Annotated in this window: 23 protein-coding genes and 1 pseudogene; 7 read left to right on the top strand and 17 right to left on the bottom strand. The window is 73.2% G+C overall.

Annotation, left to right across the window (positions count from 1 at the left end):
• Positions 1-83 precede the first annotated feature (83 nt).
• Positions 84-1,124, top strand: a complete 1,041-nt coding sequence (locus tag K7862_RS20950; RefSeq protein WP_222964744.1) for a PHP domain-containing protein — start codon at positions 84-86, stop codon at positions 1,122-1,124.
• A gap of 78 nt (positions 1,125-1,202) precedes the next feature.
• Here the strand turns inward: K7862_RS20950 and K7862_RS20945 are convergent, their stop codons facing one another.
• From K7862_RS20945 to K7862_RS20925, 5 genes are all read right to left on the bottom strand, one after another.
• Positions 1,203-3,284, bottom strand: a complete 2,082-nt coding sequence (locus K7862_RS20945; RefSeq protein ID WP_308012095.1) for a cellulose binding domain-containing protein — start codon at positions 3,282-3,284, stop codon at positions 1,203-1,205.
• Between the two features lie 148 nt (positions 3,285-3,432).
• Positions 3,433-4,536: a phosphotransferase family protein gene (locus tag K7862_RS20940; protein WP_222964740.1), complete on the bottom strand. Its 1,104-nt coding sequence runs from the start codon at positions 4,534-4,536 to the stop codon at positions 3,433-3,435.
• Complete coding sequence (locus K7862_RS20935; RefSeq protein ID WP_222964738.1) at positions 4,526-5,182, bottom strand: SAM-dependent methyltransferase; 657 nt, start codon at positions 5,180-5,182, stop codon at positions 4,526-4,528. The genes K7862_RS20940 and K7862_RS20935 overlap by 11 nt, the downstream gene beginning before the upstream one ends.
• 379 nt (positions 5,183-5,561) lie before the next feature.
• Entirely contained in the window at positions 5,562-7,952 is a 2,391-nt protein-coding gene (locus K7862_RS20930) for a glycoside hydrolase family 65 protein (protein WP_222964736.1), read from the bottom strand.
• Positions 7,949-8,692: an HAD family hydrolase gene (locus K7862_RS20925; RefSeq protein WP_222964734.1), complete on the bottom strand. Its 744-nt coding sequence runs from the start codon at positions 8,690-8,692 to the stop codon at positions 7,949-7,951. Before K7862_RS20925 ends, K7862_RS20930 begins: the two co-directional genes overlap by 4 nt.
• Before the next feature lie 443 nt (positions 8,693-9,135).
• Here K7862_RS20925 and K7862_RS37730 point away from each other — a divergent pair.
• Both K7862_RS37730 and K7862_RS37725 read left to right on the top strand, forming a co-directional pair.
• Positions 9,136-9,369 (top strand): annotated as a pseudogene (locus K7862_RS37730) (hydrolase); the annotation flags it as partial.
• Positions 9,370-9,659: 290 nt separating this feature from the next.
• Positions 9,660-10,166, top strand: coding sequence for a hypothetical protein (locus K7862_RS37725; protein ID WP_262413538.1), 507 nt, complete (start codon positions 9,660-9,662; stop codon positions 10,164-10,166).
• 180 nt (positions 10,167-10,346) lie between these two features.
• Here the strand turns inward: K7862_RS37725 and K7862_RS20915 are convergent, their stop codons facing one another.
• The 7 genes from K7862_RS20915 to K7862_RS20885 all read right to left on the bottom strand — a co-directional run bounded on the left by K7862_RS20915 (position 10,347) and on the right by K7862_RS20885 (position 17,189).
• On the bottom strand, positions 10,347-11,309 hold the full coding sequence (locus K7862_RS20915; protein WP_308012094.1) for a carbohydrate kinase family protein: 963 nt from the start codon (positions 11,307-11,309) through the stop codon (positions 10,347-10,349).
• Entirely contained in the window at positions 11,306-12,295 is a 990-nt protein-coding gene (locus K7862_RS20910; RefSeq protein ID WP_222964732.1) for a zinc-dependent alcohol dehydrogenase family protein, read from the bottom strand. The genes K7862_RS20915 and K7862_RS20910 overlap by 4 nt, the downstream gene beginning before the upstream one ends.
• Complete coding sequence (locus tag K7862_RS20905; RefSeq protein ID WP_222964730.1) at positions 12,292-13,170, bottom strand: carbohydrate ABC transporter permease; 879 nt, start codon at positions 13,168-13,170, stop codon at positions 12,292-12,294. The genes K7862_RS20910 and K7862_RS20905 overlap by 4 nt, the downstream gene beginning before the upstream one ends.
• Positions 13,170-14,162: a carbohydrate ABC transporter permease gene (locus K7862_RS20900; protein WP_222964728.1), complete on the bottom strand. Its 993-nt coding sequence runs from the start codon at positions 14,160-14,162 to the stop codon at positions 13,170-13,172. The genes K7862_RS20905 and K7862_RS20900 overlap by 1 nt, the downstream gene beginning before the upstream one ends.
• A gap of 1 nt (position 14,163) precedes the next feature.
• Positions 14,164-15,534 carry an ABC transporter substrate-binding protein gene (locus K7862_RS20895; RefSeq protein ID WP_222964726.1) on the bottom strand — a complete coding sequence of 457 codons (1,371 nt, stop codon included), beginning with the start codon at positions 15,532-15,534 and terminating at the stop codon, positions 14,164-14,166.
• Positions 15,535-15,659: 125 nt separating this feature from the next.
• Entirely contained in the window at positions 15,660-16,421 is a 762-nt protein-coding gene (locus K7862_RS20890; protein ID WP_222964724.1) for a DeoR/GlpR family DNA-binding transcription regulator, read from the bottom strand.
• 291 nt (positions 16,422-16,712) lie between these two features.
• Positions 16,713-17,189: a MarR family winged helix-turn-helix transcriptional regulator gene (locus tag K7862_RS20885; RefSeq protein WP_222964722.1), complete on the bottom strand. Its 477-nt coding sequence runs from the start codon at positions 17,187-17,189 to the stop codon at positions 16,713-16,715.
• Positions 17,190-17,457: 268 nt separating this feature from the next.
• On the opposite strand from K7862_RS20885, the gene K7862_RS20880 reads away from it, so the two are divergent.
• Both K7862_RS20880 and K7862_RS20875 read left to right on the top strand, forming a co-directional pair.
• Entirely contained in the window at positions 17,458-18,672 is a 1,215-nt protein-coding gene (locus tag K7862_RS20880) for an MFS transporter (RefSeq protein WP_222964720.1), read from the top strand.
• 252 nt (positions 18,673-18,924) lie between these two features.
• Positions 18,925-19,707: an aldo/keto reductase gene (locus K7862_RS20875; protein ID WP_222964768.1), complete on the top strand. Its 783-nt coding sequence runs from the start codon at positions 18,925-18,927 to the stop codon at positions 19,705-19,707.
• 126 nt (positions 19,708-19,833) lie between these two features.
• On the opposite strand, the gene K7862_RS20870 is transcribed toward K7862_RS20875, so the two are convergent.
• The 4 genes from K7862_RS20870 to rfbB form a co-directional block, all read right to left on the bottom strand.
• Entirely contained in the window at positions 19,834-20,241 is a 408-nt protein-coding gene (locus tag K7862_RS20870) for a DUF2795 domain-containing protein (protein ID WP_222964718.1), read from the bottom strand.
• A gap of 232 nt (positions 20,242-20,473) precedes the next feature.
• Positions 20,474-21,235 carry a G1 family glutamic endopeptidase gene (locus K7862_RS20865; protein ID WP_222964716.1) on the bottom strand — a complete coding sequence of 254 codons (762 nt, stop codon included), beginning with the start codon at positions 21,233-21,235 and terminating at the stop codon, positions 20,474-20,476.
• 239 nt (positions 21,236-21,474) lie between these two features.
• The gene (gene rfbD, locus K7862_RS20860) at positions 21,475-22,365 is read right to left on the bottom strand and encodes a dTDP-4-dehydrorhamnose reductase (RefSeq protein ID WP_222964714.1); all 891 of its coding nucleotides are present in this window, start codon (positions 22,363-22,365) and stop codon (positions 21,475-21,477) included.
• Complete coding sequence (gene rfbB / locus K7862_RS20855) at positions 22,362-23,351, bottom strand: dTDP-glucose 4,6-dehydratase (protein WP_222964712.1); 990 nt, start codon at positions 23,349-23,351, stop codon at positions 22,362-22,364. Before rfbB ends, rfbD begins: the two co-directional genes overlap by 4 nt.
• A 99-nt stretch (positions 23,352-23,450) precedes the next feature.
• Here rfbB and rfbA point away from each other — a divergent pair, with 99 nt between their 5' ends.
• Positions 23,451-24,425 carry a glucose-1-phosphate thymidylyltransferase RfbA gene (gene rfbA, locus K7862_RS20850; RefSeq protein WP_222964710.1) on the top strand — a complete coding sequence of 325 codons (975 nt, stop codon included), beginning with the start codon at positions 23,451-23,453 and terminating at the stop codon, positions 24,423-24,425.
• 61 nt (positions 24,426-24,486) lie between these two features.
• On the opposite strand, the gene rfbC is transcribed toward rfbA, so the two are convergent.
• Positions 24,487-25,116 (bottom strand): dTDP-4-dehydrorhamnose 3,5-epimerase, encoded by a 630-nt coding sequence (gene rfbC, locus K7862_RS20845; RefSeq protein WP_222964708.1) that lies wholly within the window; start codon positions 25,114-25,116, stop codon positions 24,487-24,489.
• A gap of 188 nt (positions 25,117-25,304) precedes the next feature.
• On the opposite strand from rfbC, the gene K7862_RS20840 reads away from it, so the two are divergent.
• Complete coding sequence (locus K7862_RS20840; RefSeq protein WP_222964706.1) at positions 25,305-25,904, top strand: acyltransferase; 600 nt, start codon at positions 25,305-25,307, stop codon at positions 25,902-25,904.
• Positions 25,905-26,106 lie beyond the last annotated feature (202 nt).

Below are 26,106 nucleotides of genomic sequence, written 5' to 3'. Positions count from 1 at the left end.
GACGCCGCCGGCGGGGCCGCCCGACGGGTGACGCCGGGCGGCCCGGCCGTTAGCGGGGCGCGGATGCGGGAAGAGCGCTGACCATGGAGCCGATCGAGGCACTGGAGCGGATCGCGTTCCTGCTGGAACGCGCCGAGGCCCCCACCTACCGCGTCCGGGCGTTCCGCAACGCCGCCGACGTGCTCGCCGCACTGCCCGAGGCCGAACTGGCCCGGCGGGCCGGCACCCGGCGGTTCACCGACCTCAAGGGCATCGGCGAGACCACCGGCAAGGTCATCGCGGAGGCGTACGCGGGCGGCACCCCGGAGTACCTGGCCGACCTGGAGGAGCGCGCCCGCACCCCGCTGATCGAGGGCGGCGGGACCCTGCGGGCCGCGCTGCGCGGCGACTGCCACGTCCACTCCGACTGGTCCGACGGCGGCAGCCCCATCCTGACCATGGCGCGCGCCGCCCGTGGCATCGGACACGACTGGGCGGTGCTGACCGACCACAGCCCCCGGCTGAAGATCGCCCGCGGACTGTCGCCCGAGCGGCTGCTGCGGCAGCTCGACGAGGTCGAGGAGATCAACGCCGGGCTGGCGCCGTTCCGGCTGCTCACCGGCATCGAGTGCGACATCCTCCCCGACGGCTCGCTCGACCAGCGCGACGACCTGCTCGACCGGCTGGACGTCGTCGTCGCCTCCGCACACTCGGAACTGCGCATGCCCGCACCGGAGTTCACCCGCCGCCTGGTCGCCGCGGCGAGCAACCCGCTGGTCGACGTGCTCGGGCACTGCACCGGCCGGCTGATCCGGCCGCGCGGCGGGACCGGCAAGGAGCGGCCCGAGTCCGCGTTCGACGCGGCCGAGGTCTTCGCGGCCTGCGCCGAGGGCGGGACCGCGGTCGAGCTCAACAGCAGCCCGCACCGGCTCGACCCGCCCCGCCGGCTGCTCGCCCTGGCCCTGGAGGCGGGCACCCTGTTCAGCATCGACAGCGACGCGCACGCGCCCGGTCAGCTCGACTGGCAGATCCTCAGCTGCGCGCGCGCCGAGGAGGCCGGTATTCCGGCCGGGCGGATCGTCTGCACCTGGACCGCCGACGAGCTGCTGCGCTGGACCGCCACACGGGAGGTGCCCTCCCGCTGACCGCCGGTGTGCGGAGCCGCGGCGGGCCCGGCCGGGACGTCCCGGCCGGGCCCGCGCGTCGTGCACGGTCCGGCACTGTCAGGTGGTGGTGCAGACCGTGCCGTTCAGGGTGAACACCGTCGGCGGGGGATACGCCCCGGTGTTGGCCCCGGTGAAGCCGAAGCTCACCGAGTTGCCGCCGTTCGCGGCGAGCGTGCTGTTCCAGTCGACCGGCGTGGCCACCACGTCCCGGCCCTGCTGGGTGACGTGCGCGTTCCAGAAACCGCTGACCGACTCACCCGCGGCGGGGAAGGAGAAGGCCAGGGTCCAGCCGGTGATCGGGGTCGGCGCCGTGCTGGTGATGCTCACGTTCGCGTTGTAGCCGTTGCCCCAGCCCCCGGTGACCTGGAAGGACACCTGGCACGTGGAGTGCGCGGGTGTGCCCGTGCGCACGGTGACCGGGTCCGAGGGCCGGGACAGCCGCCCGGCGGAGTCGCGGGCCAGCACGTTCCAGGTGAACGTCGCTCCGGGTGTGAGGTTGTGCACGGTGGCCGAGCCGCCGGTGGAGTCGGCCAGCAGCTCGCTGGTCGTGCCGTTCTGGCGGTACACCTCGTACCGGGTGGGAGTGCCGCCGGCCGACGGGGTCCACGACACCGTCGCCGAGGTGTCGGTGACGGCCGTGACGTGCGGCGCGCCCGGTGCGCTGAGCGCCGACTGCGTGCCGGCCCCGGGGTGCAGGGTGACCGTGGTGATCGAGTACGGCGGCAGCGTTTGCGCGGTGACGTCGCCGGTGGTGCCCGTCTCGATCGAGGACGCCTGGTCGCGGAAGGTCGCCACGGCGGCCGGCGAGCCGTCGGGGGTGAAGCCCGCGTAGTGCAGTGCCACCTGCTGGGCGTGCGCCGGGTCCTTGTTGATGAGCATGACGCTCAGGTCGCCGTCGGCCCGGTGCACGGCGTGCGCCGACACCAGCGGGCTGGTCGTGCCCGCGCCCACCAACTGGTCACCGGGACGGCCGAGGCGGCTCAGCATCGAGATCGCGAAGTACGTGGGGAACGGGGTGTTCAGCGGCGGTTCGCACACGCTGCCGACGCAGGTGCCGCTGGAGAGGATCCCGTAGTCGTCGTAGTCCGTCGCGCCGTCCGGCGCGGTGCTGATGGCGCCGGGGCCGTTGTGGGTGTCCCACCAGTCCACGGTGAACACCCCGCTCTGCAGGGCCGTGACATAGGTGTCCGCACCGAACAGCGCGTCCGGCTGGGTGTCCTCGTCGACGTTGGAGTTCACCTCGGTGAGCGCGATCGGGGTCCCCGCGGCGCCCCCGGCGTCCAGTTCGTCGCGCAACTGGGCCAATTCGCCGGTGAGCTGGGACGGTTCGCCGAGCATCTGGGCGGCGTCGGAACCACCGGGGTACCAGTGCACGATCACGAAGTCGGCCTTGCCCGCGATGAGCGGGATGACCGTGTGGTTCCAGTCGGCGCTCTCCCCGCCGGCCATCACGCCGTCCGGCCAGTTGCCGGGCAGCGTCAGCACAGCGCCGATCCTCACCGTCGGGTCGACCGCCTTCATCGCGGTGGCGTAGTCGGCGACGTTCCTGGCGTAGGCGGCCGGCGAGGTGTCCGCGTGGTCGTCGCGTTCCCAGCCCGAGCCGTAATGGCCGTTGCCGTACAGCTCGTTGCCGATCTCCCAGTACTTCGCGCCGTATTTCTGGGTGACGTTGGCGTACCGCACCCAGTCGGCCGCCTCCTGCGGCGTGCCGGAGCCGTAGTTGGCGATGAGGATCGGCTGGGCGCCGATCTTCCGCACGGTCCCCATGAACGCGTCGAAGTCCGTGCCGGGGGCGACGTAGCCGCCGGGCGCGGTGTTGTCCTTCCAGTGGTAGAGGTCGCCGTACGAGCCCCCGGGGTACCGGAGCATGCCGACCTGGGCGCTCTGCAGCAGGTCCTGCACCTGCGGGACGTTCATCTGGGAGTCCCAGACCGCGCTGTTGAGCCCGTACGCGGTGTCCGGGATGGTGCCCTGGCCCTCGGCGGCATTGACGGTCACGTCCACGGGGGCCGGACCGGACGCGTCCGCGGCGGCCGGACCGCCGCCGGCCAGCAGCGCGGCGCCGAGGACCGCGGTGGTCGCGGCCGCGGCGACGCGCAGCCGCCATGGCGTCGGTGTCAGGGATCTGGGGAGGCGCACGACGGATCTCACCTTCGGGAGGCGGGTGGGGGGACATGCGTGCGGTGCGGGGAACCGAGCTCCGGCCGTATGGGAGCGCTCCCATATTTTGCCGTGCCGCCCGCGCCTGTCAATGCCCCTGCTGCTGCCGCCTGTTGACGGCCCGGCTTCAGCCGCGGTCGCCCCGGCCGCCCAGACCCACGAGGGCCAGGGCCGCCTGGAGGTTGTGCTCGGCGATGCCGGACATGAACGCGCGGTCAGGGAAGTCGCCGTCGAGCAGCCGCAGGGGGCCTGCGACCAGGGACAGGCGCATCGCCAGGTCGTAGAGGGCGAGGCGGTGTGCGTCCAGGGCGTGCGGCGCATCCGGAGCGGTGTGGGCGTCCGGGCCCCGCGGGCTCGGCGGCCGCAGGTCCGCGTAGTGCGGCCCGAAGCGGAGCCGCAGGAAGACGTGCTCCCACTCGACGTCGAAGAACATCAGGCCCTCGATGTCGATGAGCACCGGGCGCCCCTCACCGTCGACCAGGACGTGGTCGGGGCCGAGTTCGCCGTGGATCAGGCTGTGCTCGGCCCGCGGGGCGACCGCCGCGGCGGCCCCGTGCAGCGCGTCGCGCAGCCGCTCGTGGGCGGCGGTCACCCGCGGATCACGGCCTGCCGCCTCGGTGAGATCGGTCAGCGCCCGCCGCAGAACCGTCTGCTCGCAGGACGTCCCGTGCGACCGCCCGCCCTGGTCCAGCAGGGCGACCTTGCCGAACGCCCGGTGCCGGCAACCGTGCAGCACGGCCAGGTCGTCGGCGAACCGGCGTACCACCGGTGCCGCCGCCCGCGGGTCCTGCCGCAGCAGGTGTTCGAGCGTCGGCCCGGTCACGTCCTCGACCACGGCGACGTCGGCGGGGTGGCGTGCACGGCTCCCGTCCGACCAGTGCACCCGGGGCGTGCGCAGTCCCAGGGCGGACAGCCGCCGGTGGGCGGCCAGGAACAGGCCCAGCCCGGAGGCGGCGGAGAACGGGTCCGCGTGGTCGTCCGGGCCGCCCGGCCCGTCCGCGGGCCAGTAGTTCTCGGACGCGTCCCAGACGTAGGCGACCACCGTGGAGCCGTCGTCGAGGACGAGCCGGTAGACGCCCTTCTTGCTCCCGCCGCGGACGCGCACCGCCTCGACGAGCGCCCGCCGGCCGCCGAACGCGTCGTGGACGACGTCGCCCAGGTGCGCGCGGACCGGGAAGGCCCGCCCGTCCGCGGCGGTGCCGTCCGCGGAGCCCAGGCCGTCACGCGCCATGGTCGGCACCCCTGAGCACGTCGTAGCCGACGAAGGTGAACATGCGCTCCCCGGGCGGCAGTTCGGCCGGCCGGCCGGTGAATCGGTGAACGCCCACCCCCTGGTCGAGTTCCGGGTCGTTGGCCCAGACCCGGACGAAACCGCGCTCCTCGAACCAGTCGCAGACCCGCGGGAACACGTCCGGCCGGTGCCGGTTGCGGGTCCAGATCACGATGCCGTTCTCCGCGCACAGCCGGGTGCAGTAGCCGGTGACGCGCTCGATGTCGGCGAGCGTGATGTTGCCGAAGATCCCGCACAGCAGCACCAGATCGGCCGGCGCCATACCGGTGTACGCGTCGGTGAGCGCCGCGTCGCCGGTCACCGAGGTCACCCCGGACAGACCCAGCGCGCCGGCCGCCCGGTGCGCCTCCGCAGTGTTGCGGGCGTCGAGTTCGACCAGCCGGGCGGTCACGTCCGCGCGCCGCGGATGGCCGTCGAGCGCGCCGATCAGGTCGCGGCCCTGACCCGCGCAGGCGCTGATCACCCGGATCGGGCCGGGCCGCGCCTCGTCCAGCGTGAGCGATATCTGCCGCTGGACGGTGTGCAGCCGCACGGCCAGAGGCGAGTCGGGAGAGTCGTATGCGCCGTGCCAGGCATGCCAGTCCATGCCGCGCACCCTATGCACCCGCCAGCGGCGCCGCACCCCGATTGCCGTGCGAAAGAGCCGAGTTGTCCGGAGGCGCTTCGGCCCGGAGGGTCGCCCGCCCAGGGATACCCCTCAACCCTGCTCGCGGTGCCTGCCCGCCGCTTCCGCGCGGCGCGCACACTCATGCGTCGGCGCCGTCCGGCCCACCGGCGGCGCCGGCGTACGCACCACGTGTCCGCTGCCTCCCGCACCGCCGCGCGGCGGTGTCCCCACACATGAGGTGAAAGGAACCCGTCCATGCGCAGGCCCGTGCCCCGCACCACGTTCGGCGCCCGGTCGCGGGTGGAGATCACCCGGATCGTGATGGCCCGCCCGACGGCGAGACCCCCGCAGCGGCCGGCTACTGCGACCCGGCGGACGTCGGGTGGTGCTCGGTCTGGTGGTGGGGCCGGTGCAGCGGGGCGCGGCCCGGGGGCTGCTCCGGCTGCGGACGGTGCTGCACGGCCGGCAGATCGCGCACCACGGGCTGCTTCTGGGAGAGCCGAACCGTCTCCTCGTAGTGCAGGATGTCCACCGGCGACCCGTCGACGAGGGTGTAGGTGACCCGGTCGCGCCGCACCTCGACGTGCAGCCGCCGCCCGCGGAACATCATGCGGAACGCGATCCGGGTGAGGGCGTCCGGGAGCCGCGGCGCGAATTGCAGCAACTCGTGGGAGAACAGCCGCATCCCGCCGAACCCGGCCACCAGGGCCATCCAGGTCCCCGCGAGGGCCGCGATGTGCAGCCCGTCACGGGCGTTGTTCTCCAGGTCCTCCAGATCCATCAGCGCGGACTCGCACAAGTAGTCGTAGGCGAGGGCGAGATGGCCCACCTCGGCGGCGACCACCGCCTGGGTGTAGGCGCTCAGCGACGAGTCGCGCACGGTGATCGGCTCGTAGTAGGCGAAGTTGCGCGCCTTCTGCTCCAGCGTGAACGCGTCGCCGCGCAGGAACATCGCCAGGACCAGGTCCGCCTGCTTGACGACCTGCTTGCGGTACAGGTCGAAGTACGGGTAGTTGAGCATCAGCGGGTAGCGGTCGGGCCCGGTGTGCTCGAAGTCCCAGCGCTGGTGGCGGGTGAAGCCCTGTGACTGCTGGTGCACGCCGAGGTCGTCGTCGAAGGGCACCGTCATCGCCGCTGCCGCGTCGCGCCACGCGGCGGTCTCCTCGTCGGTGACGCCGAGTTCGGAGGCGTGCCGCGGATGGCGCTCAGCGGCCTCCGCCGCCGCCACCAGGTTCGCCTGCGCCATCAGGTTGGTGTAGACGTTGTCGTCCGCGACCGCGCTGTACTCGTCCGGTCCGGTCACCCCGTCGATGTGGAAGGCGCCCGCGTGGTCGTGGTGGCCGAGTGAGCGCCACAGCCGGGCGGTCTCCACCAGCAGCGGCAGGCCCGGGTCGATCTCGAACTCCGTGTCGCCCGTGGCGGCCACGTACCGCACCACCGCGTGGGCGATGTCGGCGTTGATGTGGAAGGCGGCGGTGCCGGCGGGCCAGTAGCCGGACGCCTCGTCGCCGTTGATCGTCCGCCAGGGGAACGCCGCTCCCTCCAGGCCCAGTTGGCGGGCCCGCTCGCGGGCGATCGGCAGCGTGTTGCCGCGCCAGCGCAGCACCTCGGCGGCCGCACGCGGCGCCGCGAGCGTCAGCAGCGGCAGCACGAACGTCTCGGCGTCCCAGAAGGTGTGGCCGTCGTAACCCGACCCGGTCAGGCCCTTCGCGGGGATCGCCCGCTCCTCGGCGCGGGCGCCGGTCTGCAGCACATGGAACAGGGCGAACCGCACGGCCTGCTGGATCTCGATGTCGCCGTCGACCTCGACGTCCGCGCGGTCCCAGAAGTCGTCCAGGTACGCGCGCTGCTGGTCCAGCAGCCCCTGCCAGCCGGTGTCGCGGGCACCGACCAGGGCCGCGTCGGCCTGGTCGCGCAGCGCCGGCAGCGAGCGCGCCCCGGACCAGCCGTAGCCGACGAACTTCTCCAGCCGCAGCCGCTCGCCGCCCGAGAGCACCGACGTGACCGTCAGCCGGCTGACGTCGTCACCGGACTCCACCGAGAGCTGGGTGGTCGGCGGGCCGCTCACCAGATGGTCCGCGGCGGCGGCGACGCGCAGCCGGCTGCGCTTGGTCGAGTGGATCAGCCGCAGGCGGGTGCCGTGCGCGAAGTGCTCCTCGGGTACCAGCGGCGACTCCAGGGCGGCGGCCCTGCGCGGGTCGCCGGGGGAGGGCGGCAGTTCCTCGTTTGCCGCCAGCTCCGACTGCACCACCACGCGCACCTTCTCGTCCAGCGGCTCCACCTCGTAGGCGATGGCTGCCACCGCGCGCTGATGGAACGACACCATGCGAGTGGAGGAGACCCGCACCGCCTTCCCGGCCGGCGACACCCACTCGCACACCCGCCGCAGCACCCCGGCCCGCAGGTCGAGTTCGCGGACGTGCGACCGGATGGTGCCGTACCGCAGGTCGAACGGCTCGTCGTCGACCAGCAGCCGGATCAGCTTGCCGTTGGTGACGTTGATGACCGTCTGCCCGGACTCCGGGTAGCCGTAGCCCGCCTCGGCGTACGGCAGCGGGTGCAGCTCGTGCAGGCCGTTGAGGTACGTGCCGGGCAGGCCGTTCGGCTCGCCCTCGTCGAGGTTGCCGCGCCAGCCGATGTGGCCGTTGGAGAGCGCGAACACCGACTCGCTCTGCGGCAGCAGTTCCAGGCTGAGCTCGCTCTCGCGCAGGCTCCAGGGCGCGACCTCGTACGCCGGATCGGTGATCACGCGGTCCTCCCCAGCAGTTCGGCCAGATCGGTGACGACGGTGTCCGCGCCGTGGCGGCGCAGTTCCTCGGCCTGACCGACGCGGTCCACGCCGACCACGTACCCGAACTGGCCCTCGCGGCCCGCGTCCATGCCCACCAGCGCGTCCTCGAACACCACGGACTGCTCGGCCGTCACCCCGAGGTCCTTCGCGGCCTCCAGGAACGTGTCGGGCTTCGGCTTGCCGCGCAGACCGCGGTCCAGGATCGTCAGGCCGTCGACCCGCACGTCCATCAGGTGCTCGATGCCCGCCGAGACCAGCACGTCCCGGCAGTTCGCGCTGGAGGAGACCACGGCGGTGCGCAGGCCCGCCGCCCGTACCGCCTCGACGTACCGGACGGACCCCGGGTACGCCTGGACGCCCTCGGTGCGGATCTTCTCCAGCACCAGTGCGTTCTTGCGGTTGCCCAGGCCGTGCACCGTCACCGCCTCCGGCGGGTCGTCCTCCTCGCCCTCGGGCAGCTCGATGTCCCGGGAGGCCAGGAAGGTCCGCACCCCGTCGGCCCGCGGCCGGCCGTCGACGTAGGTGTCGTAGTCGGCGACCGGGTCGAACGGGCGGAACCCCGCGCCGTCACGGTCCTGGAGGAAGGCGTCGAACATCTCCTTCCACGCCGCGGCGTGCACGGCGGCGGTGGGCGTCAGGACGCCGTCGAGGTCGAACAGGCAGGCACGTACGCCGTCGGGCAGACCGATCTCCGTCATGCCGCACCTCCTGCCCCTTTCCCGCGCCCGGGATACCTGAATCGGCCGAAGTCCGCCCGACTCGCCGAACGGTCGGGTTGTCCCCCGGGTGACCCACCGGCCAGCCGGATGGGCGGCGGCCGCTCCGGCGCCCACGATGGTGGACACCGCACCTCGCCGCACCACCAGGGGGAACCATCGTGCAGACCCGCCGAGCCGTCGTCCTGTCGGCCGCCGCCGTCGCCCTGTCCGCCGTGCCGGGCCGCGTGGCCGCGGCCCCTGCCGCCGCCCGAGGCGCCGCGCCGGCCCCCTCCCCGGGAGCCTCGCCCGGCGCCGCGGGGCCGGAACCGGTCCGGGTGACGCTGCCCGCGCCGAGCGGGCCCTACGCGGTCGGCACCGTCGCGCTGCGGCTCGTCGACCCGTCGCGGCCCGATCCGTGGGTCGCGCGCCCGTACCGCGAACTGATGGTGTCGGTGCGTTACCCGGCGCACCGGGTGTCCGGGCGTCCCCGCGCGCCGCAGATGCGGCCGGGCGAGGCCGCGGCCTTCGCGGCGTTCAACAGCCTGCAGGGGATTCCCGGCGACCGCGTCGACTGGGGCGCGACCCGCACCCACGCCCACCAGGGGGCGCCGGCCGCGCCCGGCCGCTTCCCGGTCGTGCTCTACTCACCCGGCGCCGGCGACCCGCGCGGCTTCGGCACCACCCTGTGCGACGACCTGGCCTCGCGCGGCCACGCCGTGGTGGCCGTCGACCACACCTACGACGCCGGCGCGGTGGAGTTCCCGCGCGGGCGGGTCGAACTGACGGTCCGCCCTGCGGAGTTCGCCAAGGTCGCGCCCGATCCCGAGCACGTCGACCCGGCGAAGGTGGCGCCGCTGCTGCGCAAGACCGTGGACGTGCGGGTCGCCGACGTCCGCTCCGTGCTGGACCTCCTCCCGGCGGCGCTGCCCCGGGACTCGCCGCCGCCCTGGACTTCGGCCGGGTGGGCATGTTCGGCCAGTCCGCGGGCGGCTTCACCGCGCTGGAGGCGATGTTCGAGGACCACCGGATCGCCGCCGCCGCCAACTTCGACGGCGTCACCGCGTACGTCCAGGACGACGGCGACCACGGCTATCCGTCGCCGGTCGCCGCGCACGGCCTGGACCGCCCGTTCCTGCTCGTCGGCAAGGACGGCAACACCCGCCGCACGGTGCCCTCCTGGGACGCGCTCTGGCGGCACAGCAGCGGCCCGCGGCACGGTCTGACGCTGCGCGGCGCCGAGCACGCGACCTACACCGACGCCGAACCGCTCGTGCCGCAGATCGCCCGGGCCCTCGGGCTGCCGCGCGACACCGTCACCGCACTCGTCGGCACCGTTCCGCCGCGGCGGGCGATCACCACCGAGCGCGTCTGCCTGGCCGCCTTCTTCACCCACTACCTGCGCTCGGGGAGCCGGCCGCCCGGCCCGCTGGAGTGGCCGGCGCCGCGCTTCCCCGATCTGCGGCCCTTCGCCTGACGACCCGCGGGAGGCGGCGCGGGCCGGGCGTGTCGCACGGTCCGGCCGGAGGCCGGGAGCGGCGCGGCGCCGTCCCGGCCGCGGGAACCGCGCGGACGCCGGGGCCAGGTCAGGGACGCCCGGACCCGGGCGTGTCGCTCCCGGGTCCGGCCCCGCCGCGACGCGCCGCAGCCGGCGGACTCACAGACCCAGCTCCTCGCCGGTCGGCGGGTCCGCGCCGGGACGGGTACAGGTGAGGGCCGCCGCCCGCGCGGCGAGGTCCAGCGCCCCCACGACCACCGGCGGCAGGCGGTCGTGCGCGGTGGCCGCCCGCAGCCGCGTACGGCACCCGGGCGTCCCGCCGAGCAGCCCCGCCCCCAGCAGGGCGCTGAGCAGGGCGGCGGTGAAGGCGTCACCCGCGCCCACGGTGTCGGCGACCGGCACCCGCGGCGCCGGAACCGGATGGCTGCCCGCCCGCCACCAGGCGCGCGCGCCGTGCGCGCCCCGGGTCAGCACGACCAGCGACGGGCCGCGTCCCTCCGCCCAGCGCCGCGCCGTCTTCTCGGGGTCGACCCCCGGATGGAGCCAGGCCAGATCCTCGTCGCTGGCCTTGACCACGTCGCTCGCGGCGACGAGGGTCTCGACCCGCTCGCGGTGCTCCTCCGGCGGGCCCAGCAGGTCCGGCCGCAGGTTCGGGTCGTAGGACACGGTGGCGCGCGGCGCCGTCCAGCGCACCGCCGCCAGCACCGTCTCCGCCCCGGGCGGCAGCACGGCCGCGACGGACCCGGTGTGCAGATGGGCCGGCGAGCCCGTGCGCAGGGAGGACACGGCCTCCCGGGTCAGCGACCAGGCGATGTCGAAGGTGTAGGTGGCCGCGCCCGAGGCGTCGAGCGTCGCCGTCGCCGTCGAGGTCGGCGTCCCGGTGACGGATCCCGGGGTGAGCAGCACCCCGCTGTCGCGCAGATGGGACCGCACCTGCCCGCCGAAGACGTCCCGGCCGACCCGGGTGGCGAGCCGCACCGGGTGGCCCAGCCGGCCCAGGCCCAGCGCGACGTTGGCCGGCGAGCCGCCGGGCAGTGCGCGCCGGACCCCGGTCGCCGGGTCCACCAGGAGGTCGGTCAGCGCCTCCCCGACGACCAGCGCGGGCGCCGGGGACGACGTCACGGCACCACCTGGATCTTGCGGCCGAGGCCGGCCCGGAAGCGCTGGAGCGCCGAGGCGTAGTCCACCAGCGGCAGCCGGTCGCTGATGAACACCTCCGGGTCCAGCACCCCGCCGGCGAACAGCTCCGCGGCCCGCTCGTAGCTGTGCAGCACCGCCATCGAGCCGGTGATGGTGATCTCCTGGTTGTAGATGCGGTAGGGGTCGATCGTCGCGCGGGTCGCGTAGTCGGCGACGCCGAACTGGAGGAATGTGCCGCCTTTCCCGACCCGTTCGAGGCCGTCCTGGATGGCCGCCGCGTTGCCGGTCGCGTCGATGACCACGTCCCAGCCGCGCGGCCGGGTGAGGTGGTCGGCGCCGGTCGCCGCGGCGGTGCAGCCCAGCGCCCGGGCGGTGGCGAGGCGTTCCTCGTTGACGTCGACCATGTCGACACTGGCGGCGCCCGTCCGCTTGGCGAGCTCCAGCATCATCAGGCCCATGGTGCCCGAGCCGTAGATCAGCACGTGCGCGCCCAACTGCCCGCGCAGCACGTCGTATCCGCGGACCGCGCAGGACAGCGGCTCGATCAGCGCCGCGTCCCGGGTGCGGATGTGCTCGGGCAGCCGCACGCAGTTGGCCGCGGGCGCGGAGGCGAACTCCGCGGCGCCGCCCGGCACGGTGACGCCGATGGCGTTCCACCGCTCGCACAGGTTGTTGCGGCCGATGCGGCAGTAGTGGCACTCGTGGCAGTACAGCGAGGGGTCGACGGCGACCTGGTCGCCGACCGCCAGGTCCCGCACCCCGGCGCCCACGGCCACGATCTCGCCGGCGAACTCGTGCCCGGGCACGATCGGCAGGGTCGGCGCGAACTCCCCCTGCAGGATGTGCAGATCGGTGCCGCACAACCCGCACGCGGCGACCTGCACCACCACTTCGCCCGCGGCCGGCGCCGGATCGTCGACGGTCTCGATGCCGACGACACCGGGGGAGCTGATGACGGCTGCCTTCACTTGACGGCTCCAAGGGAGAGGCCCTGGACCAGCTTGTCCTGGGCGGCGAACCCGGCGGCCAGCACCGGGAGGGATATGCAGACGGCCGCGGCGCACACCTTCGCCAGGAACAGGCCCTGGCTGGTGACGAATCCGGTGAGGAACACCGGCGCGGTACCCGCCACGACACCGGTGAGCACCCGGGCGAACAGCAGCTCGTTCCAGCTGAAGATGAACGAGATCAGCGCGGTCGCGGCGATGCCCGGCATCACCACGGGGGCGACGATCCGGGCCAAGATCGTCGGCAGCCCGGCGCCGTCGATCGACGCGGCCTCCATGATCTCGGCCGGCACGTCCGCCAGGAACGAGCGCATCATCCACACGGCGATCGGCAGGTTCATCGAGGTGTAGAGCACGACCAGCAGCCAGATGTCGTCCAGCAGCCCGGCGTTCTTCGCGATCAGGTACACCGGCAGCAGACCGGCCACCGCCGGCAGCATCTTGGTCGACAGGAAGAAGAACATCACGTCGGTCCACTTGCGCACCGGCTTGATCGACAGGGCGTAGGCGGCGGGGACGGCCAGCAGCAGCACCAGCAGGGTCGAGGCGACGCTCGCCGTGGCCGAGTTGACGAGCGGCGGCCAGGGGCTGACCCCGGTGCCGGAACCGAAGAACTCGCGGTAGCCGTGCAGGGTCAGCGACGCGCCCAGGTGCGGCGGGTTCGCCGCCGCGTCCTGCTCACCGTGCAGCGAGGTGAGCACCATCCAGGCGAACGGCAGGAAGAACACGATCCCGCACGCCCAGGCCAGCAGGCCGAGCAGACCGCGGTTGCGGCGGTCCCGGGCGCGGGGGTCGCGTGCTCCCCTCGCGGGCGGGTTCGCGGTGGCGGCGGCCATCAGCGGATCTCCTCTCTCAGCAGCGACGACACGGTCCGCAGCGCGAAGGTCGCCACGATGATCGACAGCACCACCACGATCACGCCCTCCGCGGACGCCTGCCCGTAGTCGTGCGCCTGGTAGAAGGTCGAGTAGACGGCGTAGGGGAGGTTGGCGGTGCCCAGGCCGCCGGAGGTCAGGGTGAACACGGCGTCGAAGTTCTGCACCACGTACACCGTGCCGAGCAGCGCGGCCAGTTCGAGGTAGCGGCGCAGGTGCGGGAACGTGAGGTGACGGAAGACCTGCCAGCTGTTCGCGCCGTCCACCCGCGCGGCCTCGACGACGTCGTGCGGGCGGCTCTGCAGTCCGGCGAGCAGGATCAGCATCATGAACGGCGTCCACTGCCAGATCAGCGACGCCTCGACCGCCAGCTTGGGCGACTGCGACAGCCAGTCGGGCTGCGGCGCGTCCGAGCTTCCGAACAGCTTCCACACCCACGTCAGCACGCCGTTGAGCAGCCCGTAGGAGGCGTTGTAGAGGGCGTGCTTCCACAGCAGCGCGGACGCCACCGGGACCACCAGGAACGGGGTGATCAGCAGGGTGCGCACGACACCGCGGCCGGGGAACCTGCGGTCCAGCAGGAGCGCGAGCCCGAGCCCCAGCGCCAGGCTGACCAGGACCACGGCGGCGGTCAGCACCACCGTGGTGGTCAGCGACGAGCGCAGCGTCGGATCGGTGAACTCCGCCTTGTAGTTGGACAGCCCGGCGAATCCGCGGTCACCCGGATCGAGGGCGTTCCACCGCATGAACGAGATCACCAGGGTCCCGACGAACGGCAGCTGGGTGACGGCGATCATGAACACCAGGGCGGGCAGCAGGGGCGCCCGGCGGGCCCAGGCCACGCGCGGCCCGGTCCTGGGCGGCGGCACGGGGACCGCCGCGGGGCCGCCGCGTGCGGCCCGCGGCGCGCGTACCCGCGAGGAGAGCGAGGGGGTACTCGACGGGGTGCTCATGTCACTTGCCCGCGTACTTCCCGGCGACCTTCTCCGCCAGCGACTGGCTGGTGTGCAGGGCGCTGTCCACGCTGGTCCGGCCGGCGATCGCCGAACTGATCTCCTGCGACACCTTGGTGCCCAGATCGGTGAACTCGGGTATGCCGACGAACTGGATGCCCGGCGCGGGGCGCGGCTGCACACCCGGGTTCGCCGGATCGGCGGCCTCCAGTGCGGTCAGCGTCGGCTTGGCGAACGCCGACGAGGCCGCCACGTAGCTCGCGTCGGAGTACGTCGAGGTCCGCTTGCCGGCCGGGACGCGGGACCAGCCGAGCTGCTTGCCGACGAGGTTCTCGTATCCCTGGCCGGAGGCCCAGGAGATGAACTTCCACGCGTCGTCCTGGTGCTTGGACGCCTTCTGCAGCCCCCATGCCCAGGTGTAGAGCCAGCCGGAGCTCTTCGTCCGGTCGACCGGCGCCGGGGCGTAGCCGATCTTCCCGGCCACGGGGGAGTCGGACGCCTCCAGCGACCCGGCGGCCGACGTGGCGTCGTACCACATGGCGACCTTGCCCTGCTCCATGTCGTTCAGGCACTCGGTGAACCCGGCCTGCGGGGCCCCGGCTTCACCGTGCTTGCGCACGAGGTCCACGTAGAACGAGACGGCCTTGGTGAACTCGGGGCTGTCCACCCCGGCCTTCCAGTCCTTGTCGAACCAGGTGCCGCCCATGGTGTTCACGACCGTGGTCAGCGGGGCGATCACCTCGCCCCAACCGGGCTGCCCGCGCAGGCAGATGCCCTTCATGCCGGACTGCGCGCCGTCCGCCTTCGCCGCGAGGCCGGCGACCTGCGCCCAGGTCGGCGCGGCGGGCATCGTCAGGCCTTTCGCGGCGAGCACGTCCTTGCGGTACATCAGGAACGAGGACTCGCCGTAGAACGGCTCGGCGTAGATCTGCCCCTGGTACGTCAGCGACTGCTGGATCGCCGGCAGGATGTCGCTCTGCGCGAAGGCCTTGTCCGCCGTCGCGTGCGAGCTGAGGGAGGCCAGCCAGCCGTTCTTGGCGTAGATGGGCGCCTCGTAGTTGCTGATCGTGGCCACGTCGTACTGCCCGGCCTGGCTCGAGAAGTCCTGGGTGATCTTGTCGCGGACGTCGTCCTCGGGCAGCACCGTGAAGTTCACCTTGATCCCGGTGGACTTGGTGAAGTTGGCGGCGGTCAGCTTCTGCAGGTCCACCATCTGGGGGTTGTTGACCATCAGGACGTTGATGGAGTGCGAGCCGGACCCGCCGCCGGCGCCGCCGGCGCCCGAGCAGGCGGCGGCGAGGAGGCTGCCGCACACGGCCAGGGCCAGCGGCGGCAGGATCCGGCGGGTGCTTCTTGCGGTGGTCGTTGTCATGATGCGTCCCTTTCATGACAGAGATGAGGGTGGGGGAGTGCGTGCGAGGACGTGCGAGGGCGTGCGGGGGCAGGGCGGGGTAGGGAGGCGGCCCGTGAGGGCGGGAAGGGACGGCGTCCCGCGGGTCAGACTCTGAAGACGCGGGGGCCGAGCAGGGCGTAGCGGTGTGCCTCGGCGCTGGACAGACCGGTGTCGGTGACGATCGCCTCGAAGTCGGCGATCTCGGCGAAGCGGCAGAAGCTGCTCGCGCCGAACTTGCTGTGGTGGCCCATGAACACCCGGCGCCGCGACACCTCCATGGCCTTGGCCTTGACGTCGGCCACCACCGGATCCGGTGTCGTCAGGCCCAGTTCACGCGAGATGCCGTTGGAGCCCATGAAGGCCAGATCGATGACGAAGCCGGCCAGCATGGCGCAGGCCCAGGAGCCGACGGTGGCCAGTGTCCGGGCCCGGACGCGGCCGCCGAGGAGCAGCACGGTGGTGTTCGGCGAGTCGGCGATGGCGGCGGCCGTCGACAGCGAGGCGGTGACCACGGTCAGCGGCCGGTCGCCGGGCAGCAGTGCGGCGAGGATCTGCGGGGTGTAGCCCTCGTCCACGAACACCGTCTCGGACTCGCCGAGGAGCTTGACGGCCTCCGCGGCGATCCGCCGCTTGTCGGCCACGTGCAGGGTGACCCGCTGTGCCAGATCGGTCTCGAAGCCTGCGCCCTCGACGGGATAGGCGCCGCCGTAGGTGCGGCGGACCAGCCCCCGCCGTTCCAGGACGCCCAGGTCGCGCCGGATGGTCTCCGGTGCGACCGCCAGGTCGGCGGCCATCGCGGTGACCTCGACCTGGCCCTGGTGGCGGGCCAGCGCGAGGATGCGGTGCTGGCGCTCCTCGGCTCGCACGGCCCACCTCGCCTCGTCACCGGTCCGGGCACGGCGTGCCCGGTGCTGCCCGTAGAAGAGTTATACCGCCGGGCCTGTGCCCGGCCAGGACCCGTAACGGACAGCCTTGCGCCCGGTTTCGCCCGCGGCCCGAACACGTCACCGCAGGCCGGCGGGGTGATGCCGGCTGTGACAGGAGGGACCGCCCCCAGTGGGGCGCTGGGAATGCCCGGTTCGGGCGCTGCCCGGTACCGGGCGGTTACATCTATCCGCGCGGCCGGCCCCGGACGGGGGCCGCCGCGTCGTGGCTGATCAGAGCGGCAGCGGGTGCCGGGCGCCGCCGCGGGTCTCCTCGACCGCCTTCACCAGAGGGGCGAGCTGCGGGTCGGTCGCGGCCTGGTCCAGGGCCTCGCGCAGCGCTGCGGCGTTCGTCGGCCGGGCGGCGGCGAGGAGGGCCAGACCCTCCTCGCTCACGTCGGTGTAGATGCCGCGCCGGTCCGTCGGGCACAGGTAACGGGCGAGCAGGCCGCGCTCCTCGAGCCGGGTCACCAGCCGGGTCGTCGCGGACTGGCTGAGCACCACCGCGTCGGCGACCTGCTTCATCTGCAGGTGACCGCCCTCGCCGTCGTGCTGCCGGCTGAGCACGTCGAGCAGCGAGTACTCGCGCACGCTCAGGTCGTGTCCGGTCTGCAGGGCGCGCTCGATGTGCGCCTCGATCCGCCCGTGCAGCACCGAGAGGGCACACCAGCTGTCGGCCAGGGCCGTCAGCGCCGGATCCGTAGCGGTCATCGTCCCTCCAGGGCGGTCGGCGTCCCGGCTCTCTGCCGGTGGGCGCGTCCTCCATTGTAGCGCGTTTGCAAATAACCAGCGCCTGCAACTATTGTCGACGCTCGTAAGGGGCTGCCGCCAGTAATGCGCCGGGTGAAGTGCCGAGTTACGCGCTCACTCCCCGCATCGCCCGCCCCGGCTCCACCCGGGCGCCCGGTCCGGGCTCGGTCCGGGCTCGGTCCGGGCGCCGCCCGAGAACCACCGCACCACCAACCGGAAGGTCGTCCCCATGCCTCTCGCGCTCCTGGCCCTCGCCATCGGGGCCTTCGGGATCGGCACCACCGAATTCGTCATCATGGGCCTGCTGCCCCAGGTCGCCGGGGGCTTCGGGGTCTCCGTGCCGACCGCCGGACTGCTGGTCACCGGGTACGCGCTCGGCGTCGTGGCCGGCGCGCCGCTGATGACCGTCCTCGGCACCAGGATCTCCCGCAAGCGGATGCTGATGCTGCTCATGGGGCTGTTCATCCTCGGCAACCTCGTCTCCGCCGCCGCACCCGTCTTCGCCGTCCTCCTGATCGGCCGGGTGATCGCCTCGCTGGCGCACGGCGCGTTCTTCGGTATCGGCTCGGTCGTCGCGGCCGACCTCGTGCCGCCGCGCAAGAAGGCCGGCGCCATCGCCATGATGTTCACCGGCCTGACCGTCGCCAACGTCGTCGGCGTCCCGCTCGGCACGCTGGTCGGCCAGACCGCAGGCTGGCGGGTCACGTTCCTGCTGGTCGCGGCGCTGGGCGTCCTCGGCCTGCTCGGCGTCGCCCGGCTCGTCCCCGAGGTGCCGCGGCAGCGGGGCGTGCGGCTGCGCCACGAACTCGCGGTGTTCCGCAACGTCCAGGTCCTGCTGGCGATGGCCATGACCGTGCTCGGCTTCGGCGGCGTCTTCGCGGCGATCACCTACATCGCCCCGATGATGACCCACGTCACCGGGTACGCGGAGGGGTCCGTCACCTGGCTGCTGGTCCTCTTCGGTCTCGGCATGGTCGCCGGGAACCTGGCCGGCGGCCGGTTCGCCGACCGGCGCCTGATGCCGATGCTGTACACCGTGCTGACCGCACTGGCCGCCGTCCTGGCCCTGTTCACCGTGACCGCGCACGGCAAGGTCGCCGCCGCGGTCACCGTCTTCCTCATCGGCGCCCTCGGGTTCGCCACCGTGCCGCCGCTGCAGAAGCGGGTCCTGGACCAGGCGCACGGCGCCCCGACGCTGGCCTCCGCGGTCAACATCGGCGCCTTCAACCTGGGCAACGCCATCTCCGCGTGGCTCGGCGGCCTCGCCATCTCCGCCGGGTACGGCTACACCTCCGTCAACTGGGTCGGGGCCGCGCTGGCCGCGGGCGCGCTGGTGCTGGCCGTGGTGTCCAGCGCCCTGGAGCGCGGGTCGCGCCGCCCGGGCCGGATCGTGGCCAGGACGTCCGCGAGCGAGCAGGTCCCGGTGCCGGCCGACCAGCACTGACCCCACCCGGGCTCCGGGTACGCCCGCACGCCCGGCCGTACAACCGCACCTCCGCCCCCTCACGAAAGCGACCCTGTCACCATGACCGCCACCCCCGAGACCTCCGGCACCCCCGAGACCTCCGGCACCCCCGAGACCTCCGGCACGGCCGGAACCCCCGGGCCCCCGGCGATCGCCCCCGCCGCCCCGGGCGCCCCCGCGGCGGTGCCGACCGTCACCCTCGCGCACGGCACCGGTGGAGCCCCCGTGGCCATGCCGCAGCTCGGCTTCGGCGTCTTCCAGGTCCCGGACGACGAGACCGCCGCCGCCGTCACCGCCGCGCTGGAGGCCGGATACCGCAGCATCGACACCGCCGCGGTGTACGGCAACGAGGCCGGCGTCGGCCGGGCGCTCGCGGGCGCCGGCCTGCCCCGCGAGGAACTGTTCGTCACCACCAAGGTGTGGAACGCCGACCAGGGCCACGACGCCACGCTCCGGGCGTTCGACGCCTCGCTCGGCCGGCTCGGCCTCGACCACGTCGACCTCTACCTGATCCACTGGCCGGCCCCGGCCCAGGACCGCTACCTCGACACCTGGCGGGCGCTGCGGACCCTGCTCGCCGACGGCCGCACCCGGGCCGTCGGGGTCTCCAACTTCCAGCCCGCGCACCTGCGGCGGCTGATCGAGGACAGCGGCGTGGTGCCCGCCGTCAACCAGGTCGAGCTGCACCCGGGCCTGCAGCAGCGTGAACTGCGCGCCGTGCACGCCGAGTACGGGATCGCCACCGAGGCGTGGAGCCCGCTGGCCCAGGGCGCGCTGCTGGCCGAGCCGGCGCTGGCCGCGATCGCCCGGCGGCACGGCAGGAGCCCGGCCCAGGTCGTCCTGCGCTGGCACCTCCAACTGGGCACGGTGGTGATCCCCAAGTCCGTCACGCCGGCCCGGATCCGGGAGAACCTCGACGTGTTCGGCTTCGCCCTGGACGACGCCGAGATGGCGGCGATCGCCGCGCTGGACCGCGGCATGCGGACCGGGCCGGACCCCGACACCTTCGTCTGAGCCGGCCGGGTCCGGCAGCGCGCGCCCGTGCGCCCGCACCCCGGACCGTCGCGCCCTGCCCCGGTTCGTCACGCCGGTGGGCCCGCCCCTCGTGGACGGGCCCACCGATGCGTCATCCCCACCCGGTCAGTGGTGGCCGTTCTCCTCCACCCCGAGACCCATGGCCTGGGCCACGGCCTGCACGTTGCGGTACTCGGTCCCGCTGGGCAGGTCCGAGACGCGGTCCAGCAGCGCGTCCGGCGCCTGGTGGCGGTGGAGCGAGCCCAGGAGCGCCGAGCGGCGCGCGGGGAAGATGCTGGGTTCCAGATGCCTGGCCAGGTCACTGCGGACGACCACGTCGTCCGGCGTCATACCGGACGGGGCACCCGGGCTGGGTACCGCCACTCGCCCCGAGACCAGTTCGTCGTCGACCGACTGCGGTTCGAGTGGTTCCGCGGAGCGCACCGCGCGCGTGGCCCGCAGCGCGTCGTGCATCTCCCTCTTCAGCTCGTCGTCGCGGACGAATCCCGTCTTGTTGGTTCCCTGGTCCGCCATAAGGCCATGGCCTCCCTTGTCGTGCGCCCGGCCGACGGCACCCTCCTTGCCCTGGATGCCGCTGTCACCGGGTCCGGCCTGGGTGTCCGACGAATACCCGCCCGTTTCGTCCCGAAACCCCCCTCCGGGACGACGCCTCGGGGCGCTCGGGACCGCCGTGCGCACGACGAACCGGCCGGGCCCGAGGCCCGGCCGGCTGCGGTGGGTCACACGGGAGCCACCGGCTGCGACGTCAGCTGTGGTTCCAGGCCACGCTGAAGTTGGTGCCGCCGGACAGGGACGACGTGGTCGCCTTGGTGGTGCTGCCCGAGGCCATGTTGATCTTGTCGGGCGAGAAGTTGCCGATCGGCTGGCCGTTGGCCGTGGAGCCGGTGAACGACGCCGTGCCGAAGTTCGACAGCGGCAGCACGCCGCTGGAGCTCGACGGCGCCTCGGCGATGATCTCGGCCGAGTACTTCTGCGCCGAGCTGGAGCTCTTCTTCGTGGTCTTGGTCCAGCCCTTGGTGGTGTCCGAGAGCGTCATCGTGAAGCTGGTGCCGCTGACCGACACGGTGGCCGTGAAGTGGTCGCCGGGGCTGACGGTGTTGCTGTAGTTCACCGGGTAGGCCGGGTACATCTCGTACCACGACGAGTAGTACGCGCGGCCGCCCGAGCAGTCGGCCTCGGTGCCGGTCTGCTCCACGGAGTTGCTGCCGTCGCCGTCGATGCCGACCCAGAACGACGAGTACGTGGTGGCGCTGCCGCAGCTCACGGCCGGCTGCACCCAGCTCGCCGAGACGCTGGTGAACGGGCCGCCGGTGGCGGCGTATCCGGCCCAGTTGCCGCTGGTGCTGTGCGTGACGCGTCCGGTCGGGCCCACCAGGTGGTGGCCGGCGAGCGGGGTCTGCCGGATCGCGGAGTCGGCCGAGGCGACCGCTGAGGGCGCGGTCGCGAGGGCGGACAGGACTGCTGCGGCCACGGCGGACACGGCGGTGATGCGGATGGTTGCCGACATGCTGCTCCTTCTCGCGGATCTCGCGGTGCAGGTGCAACGGGCGCAGATCGGTGGGGTGTACGTGACGCCCGGTGCGTGCTTGTCAGTGTGCAGACAACACTCCGAGTGGTGTCACCAGCGGCTGACAAATGATCGGCAAAGGTCGCGTCAAGTCCCACGGCGGCAAGGGCGGGACGCCGCAACGGGGAACGGCGGGACGTCATGTCCCGCCGCGGGCACCCGCGTTGGGTCCGGCCCGGTCAGGCCGGGGGAGGAGAGGCCGCGGCGGCGGCCATCACCGGGAGCGCGGCGGCGAGTTCGGCATGCCAGCCGTCCATCGGCTTCATCCCCGCCCGCTCCCAGCCGTCATGGCCGAGCACGCTGTACGACGGCCGCGGGGCCGGCCGCACGTACCGGTCCGACGTGGTCGGCCGCACCCGCAGCGGATCCAGGCCGGACAGCGCGAAGACGGCCTGGGCCAGCCCGTACCAGGTCACCTGGCCCGAGGCGGTCCCGTGGTAGACGCCGGCGGGCGCGTCCCCGGTCAGCGCTGCCTCGCCGAGGGCGGCCAGGCGCACCGCCAGCGCCCGGGTCCACGTGGGCTGCCCGACCTGGTCGTCCACCACGTCGAGCGTCTCCCGCCGCCCGGCGAGGGTCAGCATCGTGCTCACGAAGTTGCGGCCGTGCGCGCCGTACAGCCAGGCCGTGCGGACCACGAAGCCGCGCTCCGGCAGGAGTCGGCGGACCGCCAGCTCGCCGGCGAGCTTGCCGCGGCCGTAGGCGTTGACCGGACCGGTCGGCGCGTCCTCGGCGTAGGGGCGGTCGGCATCACCGGGGAAGACGTAGTCGGTGGAGACCTGGAGCAGCACCGCGCCGTGCCGCGCGCAGGCGGCGGCCAGCAGCCGCGGGCCCTCGCCGTTGACCCGGGAGGCCTCGGCCTCGGCGCTCTCGGCGCCGTCGACGTCCGTCCAGGAGGCCGCGTTGACCACCACGTCGTGACCCGCGACGGCTTCCCCGGCCGCCGCCGCGTCGGTGATGTCCAGGCCGCTCCTGGGCAGTCCGGTCACCGAGACGCCGGGCACGGCCCCCAGTACGTCCACCAGGTCCCGGCCGAGCATCCCGCCCGCGCCCGTCACCAGCCAGCGGCTCATCGCGGCAGCTCCGCCTTGGCCTTGAGCGGCTCCCACCAGCCGCGGTTGTCCCGGTACCAGGCGACCGTCGCGGCCAGGCCCTCGTCGAAGCCGACCAGCGGCTGGTAGCCCAGCTCCTCGCGGATCTTGTCGATGCCGAGGGAGTAGCGCAGGTCGTGGCCCTTGCGGTCCTCGACGTGCTCCACCCGGTCCCAGTCCGCGCCGCAGGCCGCCAGCAGCCGTCCGGTCAGCTCGCGGTTGCTCAGCTCGGTGCCGCCGCCGATGTGGTAGACCTCGCCGGCCCGGCCGCGGTGCAGCACCAGGTCGATGCCCCGGCAGTGGTCCGCGACGTGCAGCCAGTCCCGCACGTTCCGGCCGTCGCCGTACAGCGGCACCTTCCGCCCGTCGAGCAGGTTGGTGACGAACAGCGGGATCATCTTCTCCGGGAAGTGGTACGGCCCGTAGTTGTTGGAGCAGCGGGTGACCGTCACGTCCATGCCGTGGGTGCGGTGGCAGGCCAGCACCATCAGGTCCGACGACGCCTTCGACGCCGCGTAGGGCGAGTTGGGCGCCGGCGGCGAGGACTCCGTCCAGCTCCCCTCGTCGACCGAGCCGTACACCTCGTCCGTCGAGACGTGCGCGAACCGGCCGACGCGGTGCCGCAGCGCGGCGTCGAGCAGCACCTGGGTGCCGAGCACGTTGGTGGTCACGAACGGTGTGGCGTCCAGGATCGAGCGGTCCACGTGGGACTCGGCGGCGAAGTGGACAACCGCGTCCTGTCCCGCCATCACCTCGTCCACCACCGACCGGTCGCGGATGTCGCCGTGCACGAACACCAGGTCCGGATGTCCGGCGACGTCGGCGAGGTTCGCCTCGTTGCCGGAGTAGGTGAGGTTGTCCAGGACGGTGACCCGGGTGCCGGGCCCCGACGGCAGGTCGCCGTGGAGTGTGGCCCGCACGAACTGCGATCCGATGAAGCCGGCTCCGCCGGTGACGAGTATGCGCATGGGACCGCCATGTTAGGGGACACAGTCCCCGCAGGGTGATGTTCGGGGAACTTCGCGGTCCAACGATGGGAAACCCCCGCGATCGCTATCATCACCGGCATGCGTGGGATAGTGCTCGCGGGCGGGACCGGGTCACGTCTGTGGCCGATCACCAAGGCCGTCTCCAAGCAGCTGATGCCGGTCTTCGACAAGCCGATGGTGTACTACCCGCTGACCACCCTGGTCACCGCGGGCATCCGCGACATCCTGATCATCACCACCCCCGACGACCGCCCGCAGTTCGAGCGGCTGCTCGGCGACGGCTCCCAGTTCGGGCTGCGTTTCCGCTTCGCCGTCCAGGAGCACCCCGCCGGTATCGCCGAGGCGTTCGTCATCGGCGAGGAGTTCATCGGCGGCGACCCGGTGGCGCTGGTCCTGGGCGACAACATCTTCCACGGCGACGGCCTCGGCCGTCAGCTGCGCGGCTGGACCGACCCCGACGGCGGCGTGGTCTTCGCGCACGCCGTGGCCGACCCCGCCGCCTACGGCGTGGTGGAGTTCGACCGTCACGGCCGGGCCCTGTCGATCGAGGAGAAGCCGGCCAGGCCCCGCTCCCGGTACGCCGTGCCCGGCCTCTACTTCTACGACGCCGAGGTCGTCGCGATAGCGCGCAAGCTCACCCCCAGCGCCCGCGGCGAGCTCGAGATCTCCCACGTCAACCAGGAGTACCTGGAGCGCGGCCGGCTGACCGTCTCGGTGCTGGACCGCGGCACCGTCTGGCTGGACACCGGCACCTTCCAGTCGCTCGTCCAGGCGTCGGAGTACGTCCGCGTGGTGGAGGAGCGCCAGGGCTTCAAGATCGGCTGCATCGAGGAGGCGGCCTGGCTGGCCGGCTTCATCGACGACACCCGGCTGGCCGAGCTCGCCGAGCCGCTGCTCAAGAGCGGCTACGGCGAGTACCTGCTGGAACTGCTGCGGCAGCGCCGCTCCGACACCGGCTTCGGTCATCGCAGCGGACGCTGGGAGCCGGGCGCCAAGGGGACCTCCCGGCCGGGCGGCAGGGACGGCCGGCAAGAAGCCGAGGACGCCCGGTGAGAAGGGGACGCCGGCGGCGCGGCCCGCGGCAGGGACGGCCCGCGGCGCGCCGCCCGCGGGCTCAGCCCTGCTCCTCCCCGGCCACCGCGGCCTCGTCGGCCACCGCGGCCCGGCGGTACCAGGCCAGGCACTCCTCGTAGTCCGGCAGCAGCCCCCGCTCCCTGGCCTCCGCGAGCGTCGGCGCCTGGGCGTCCTTGTCGGACAGCAGGCGCCGTGAACCCCGCGGCCACCGGATGCCCAGCTCCGGATCCAGCGCGTCGACCGCGTGCTCGCGGGCCGGCGCGTACCCCTCGGAGCACAGGTAGACCACCGTGGCGTCGTCGGTCAGCGCCATGAACGCGTGCCCGAGACCCTCGGACAGGAACAGCGCCGTGTGGTCCACGTCGTCCAGGCGTACCCCCTCCCAGCTACCGAACGTGGGGGAGCCCACCCTCACGTCCACCACCACGTCCAGGACGGCGCCGCGTACGCACGTGACGTACTTCGCCTGGCCCGGTGGTACGTCGGCGAAGTGGACACCCCGTACGGTTCCCCGTACGGACACCGAGCAGTTCGCCTGCGCCAGCCGCAGGGGGCGGCCGGTCGCGGCCGCGAACTCGCCCCCGCGGAACCATTCGTGGAAACCGCCCCGTGGGTCGGTGAAGACCTTCGGTTCGTGTACCCAGGCCCCCGGAACGCCGAGCTGCCTCATCCCCATCCCGCCTTCGGTGTCGTCCGATCCGTCCGGCCCTCGCCGGCGACGCCCCATTGTGTCCACCGCGCACCCGCGGCACGCGCGGATCCGCGGGCTGCGCCGGATCGCCCCCACGGCCGCCCGGAATGCCCCTATGCTCACGGCACGGACTGGGGAGTCCGGGGGTGTTCTGGGGAGGCGGCAGCATGCCGGCACGGATCGAGCCCACCGCTCAGGTGGACGGCACGGCGGAAGTCGGGGACGGCACCACGGTCTGGGACCTGGCGCAGATCCGCGAGGAGGCGACACTCGGGCGCGGCTGCATCGTCGGCCGCGGTGCCTACGTGGGGCCCGGAGTGCGCATCGGCGACCACGTGAAACTGCAGAACCACGCGCTGGTGTACGAGCCGGCCGAGCTGGACGACGGCGTCTTCGTCGGCCCGGCGGCCGTGCTCACCAACGACCACTTCCCGCGCTCGGTGGACCCCGACGGGAAGCTGAAGCGCGGCGGCGACTGGGAGCCGGTCGCGGTGAAGGTCCGCGAGGGGGCGTCGCTCGGCGCCCGCTCGGTGTGCGTCGCGCCGGTCGTCGTCGGCCGCTGGGCGCTGGTCGCGGCCGGCGCCGTGGTGACCCGCGACGTCCCCGACTTCGCTCTGGTGGCCGGCGTCCCGGCCCGCCGGATCGGCTGGGTCGGGCGGGCCGGCGAACGGCTCGCGGAGGTCGAAGGGGAATCCGGCGTGTGGCAGTGCCCGCGCACCGGCGACCGGTACGACGAGAAGGACGGCTTCCTGCTCGAACGCGGCTGAGAAGGCCCGCGTTCGCGCACCTCGGAACACCGCTGAGCGGAACCCGCCGAACCCGTGGCGGCAGCTTCCGGCGTTTTTCCGAAAAGCATCGATCGGCGGACATCCCTCGGCATATCGTGTTCCACACGTTGCGGGCCGGACGCGGTGAACTGCCGTGTCCGGTGGGGGGTTTCACAGATCGGTGACGGCAACGGCGGCTCGT

It is taken from the genome of Actinacidiphila acidipaludis, assembly GCF_019890725.1.
Lineage (GTDB): Bacteria > Actinomycetota > Actinomycetes > Streptomycetales > Streptomycetaceae > Actinacidiphila > Actinacidiphila acidipaludis.
Note: the sequence above shows the minus strand (reverse complement) of the source record. Positions and strands in the feature narration are given on the sequence as shown.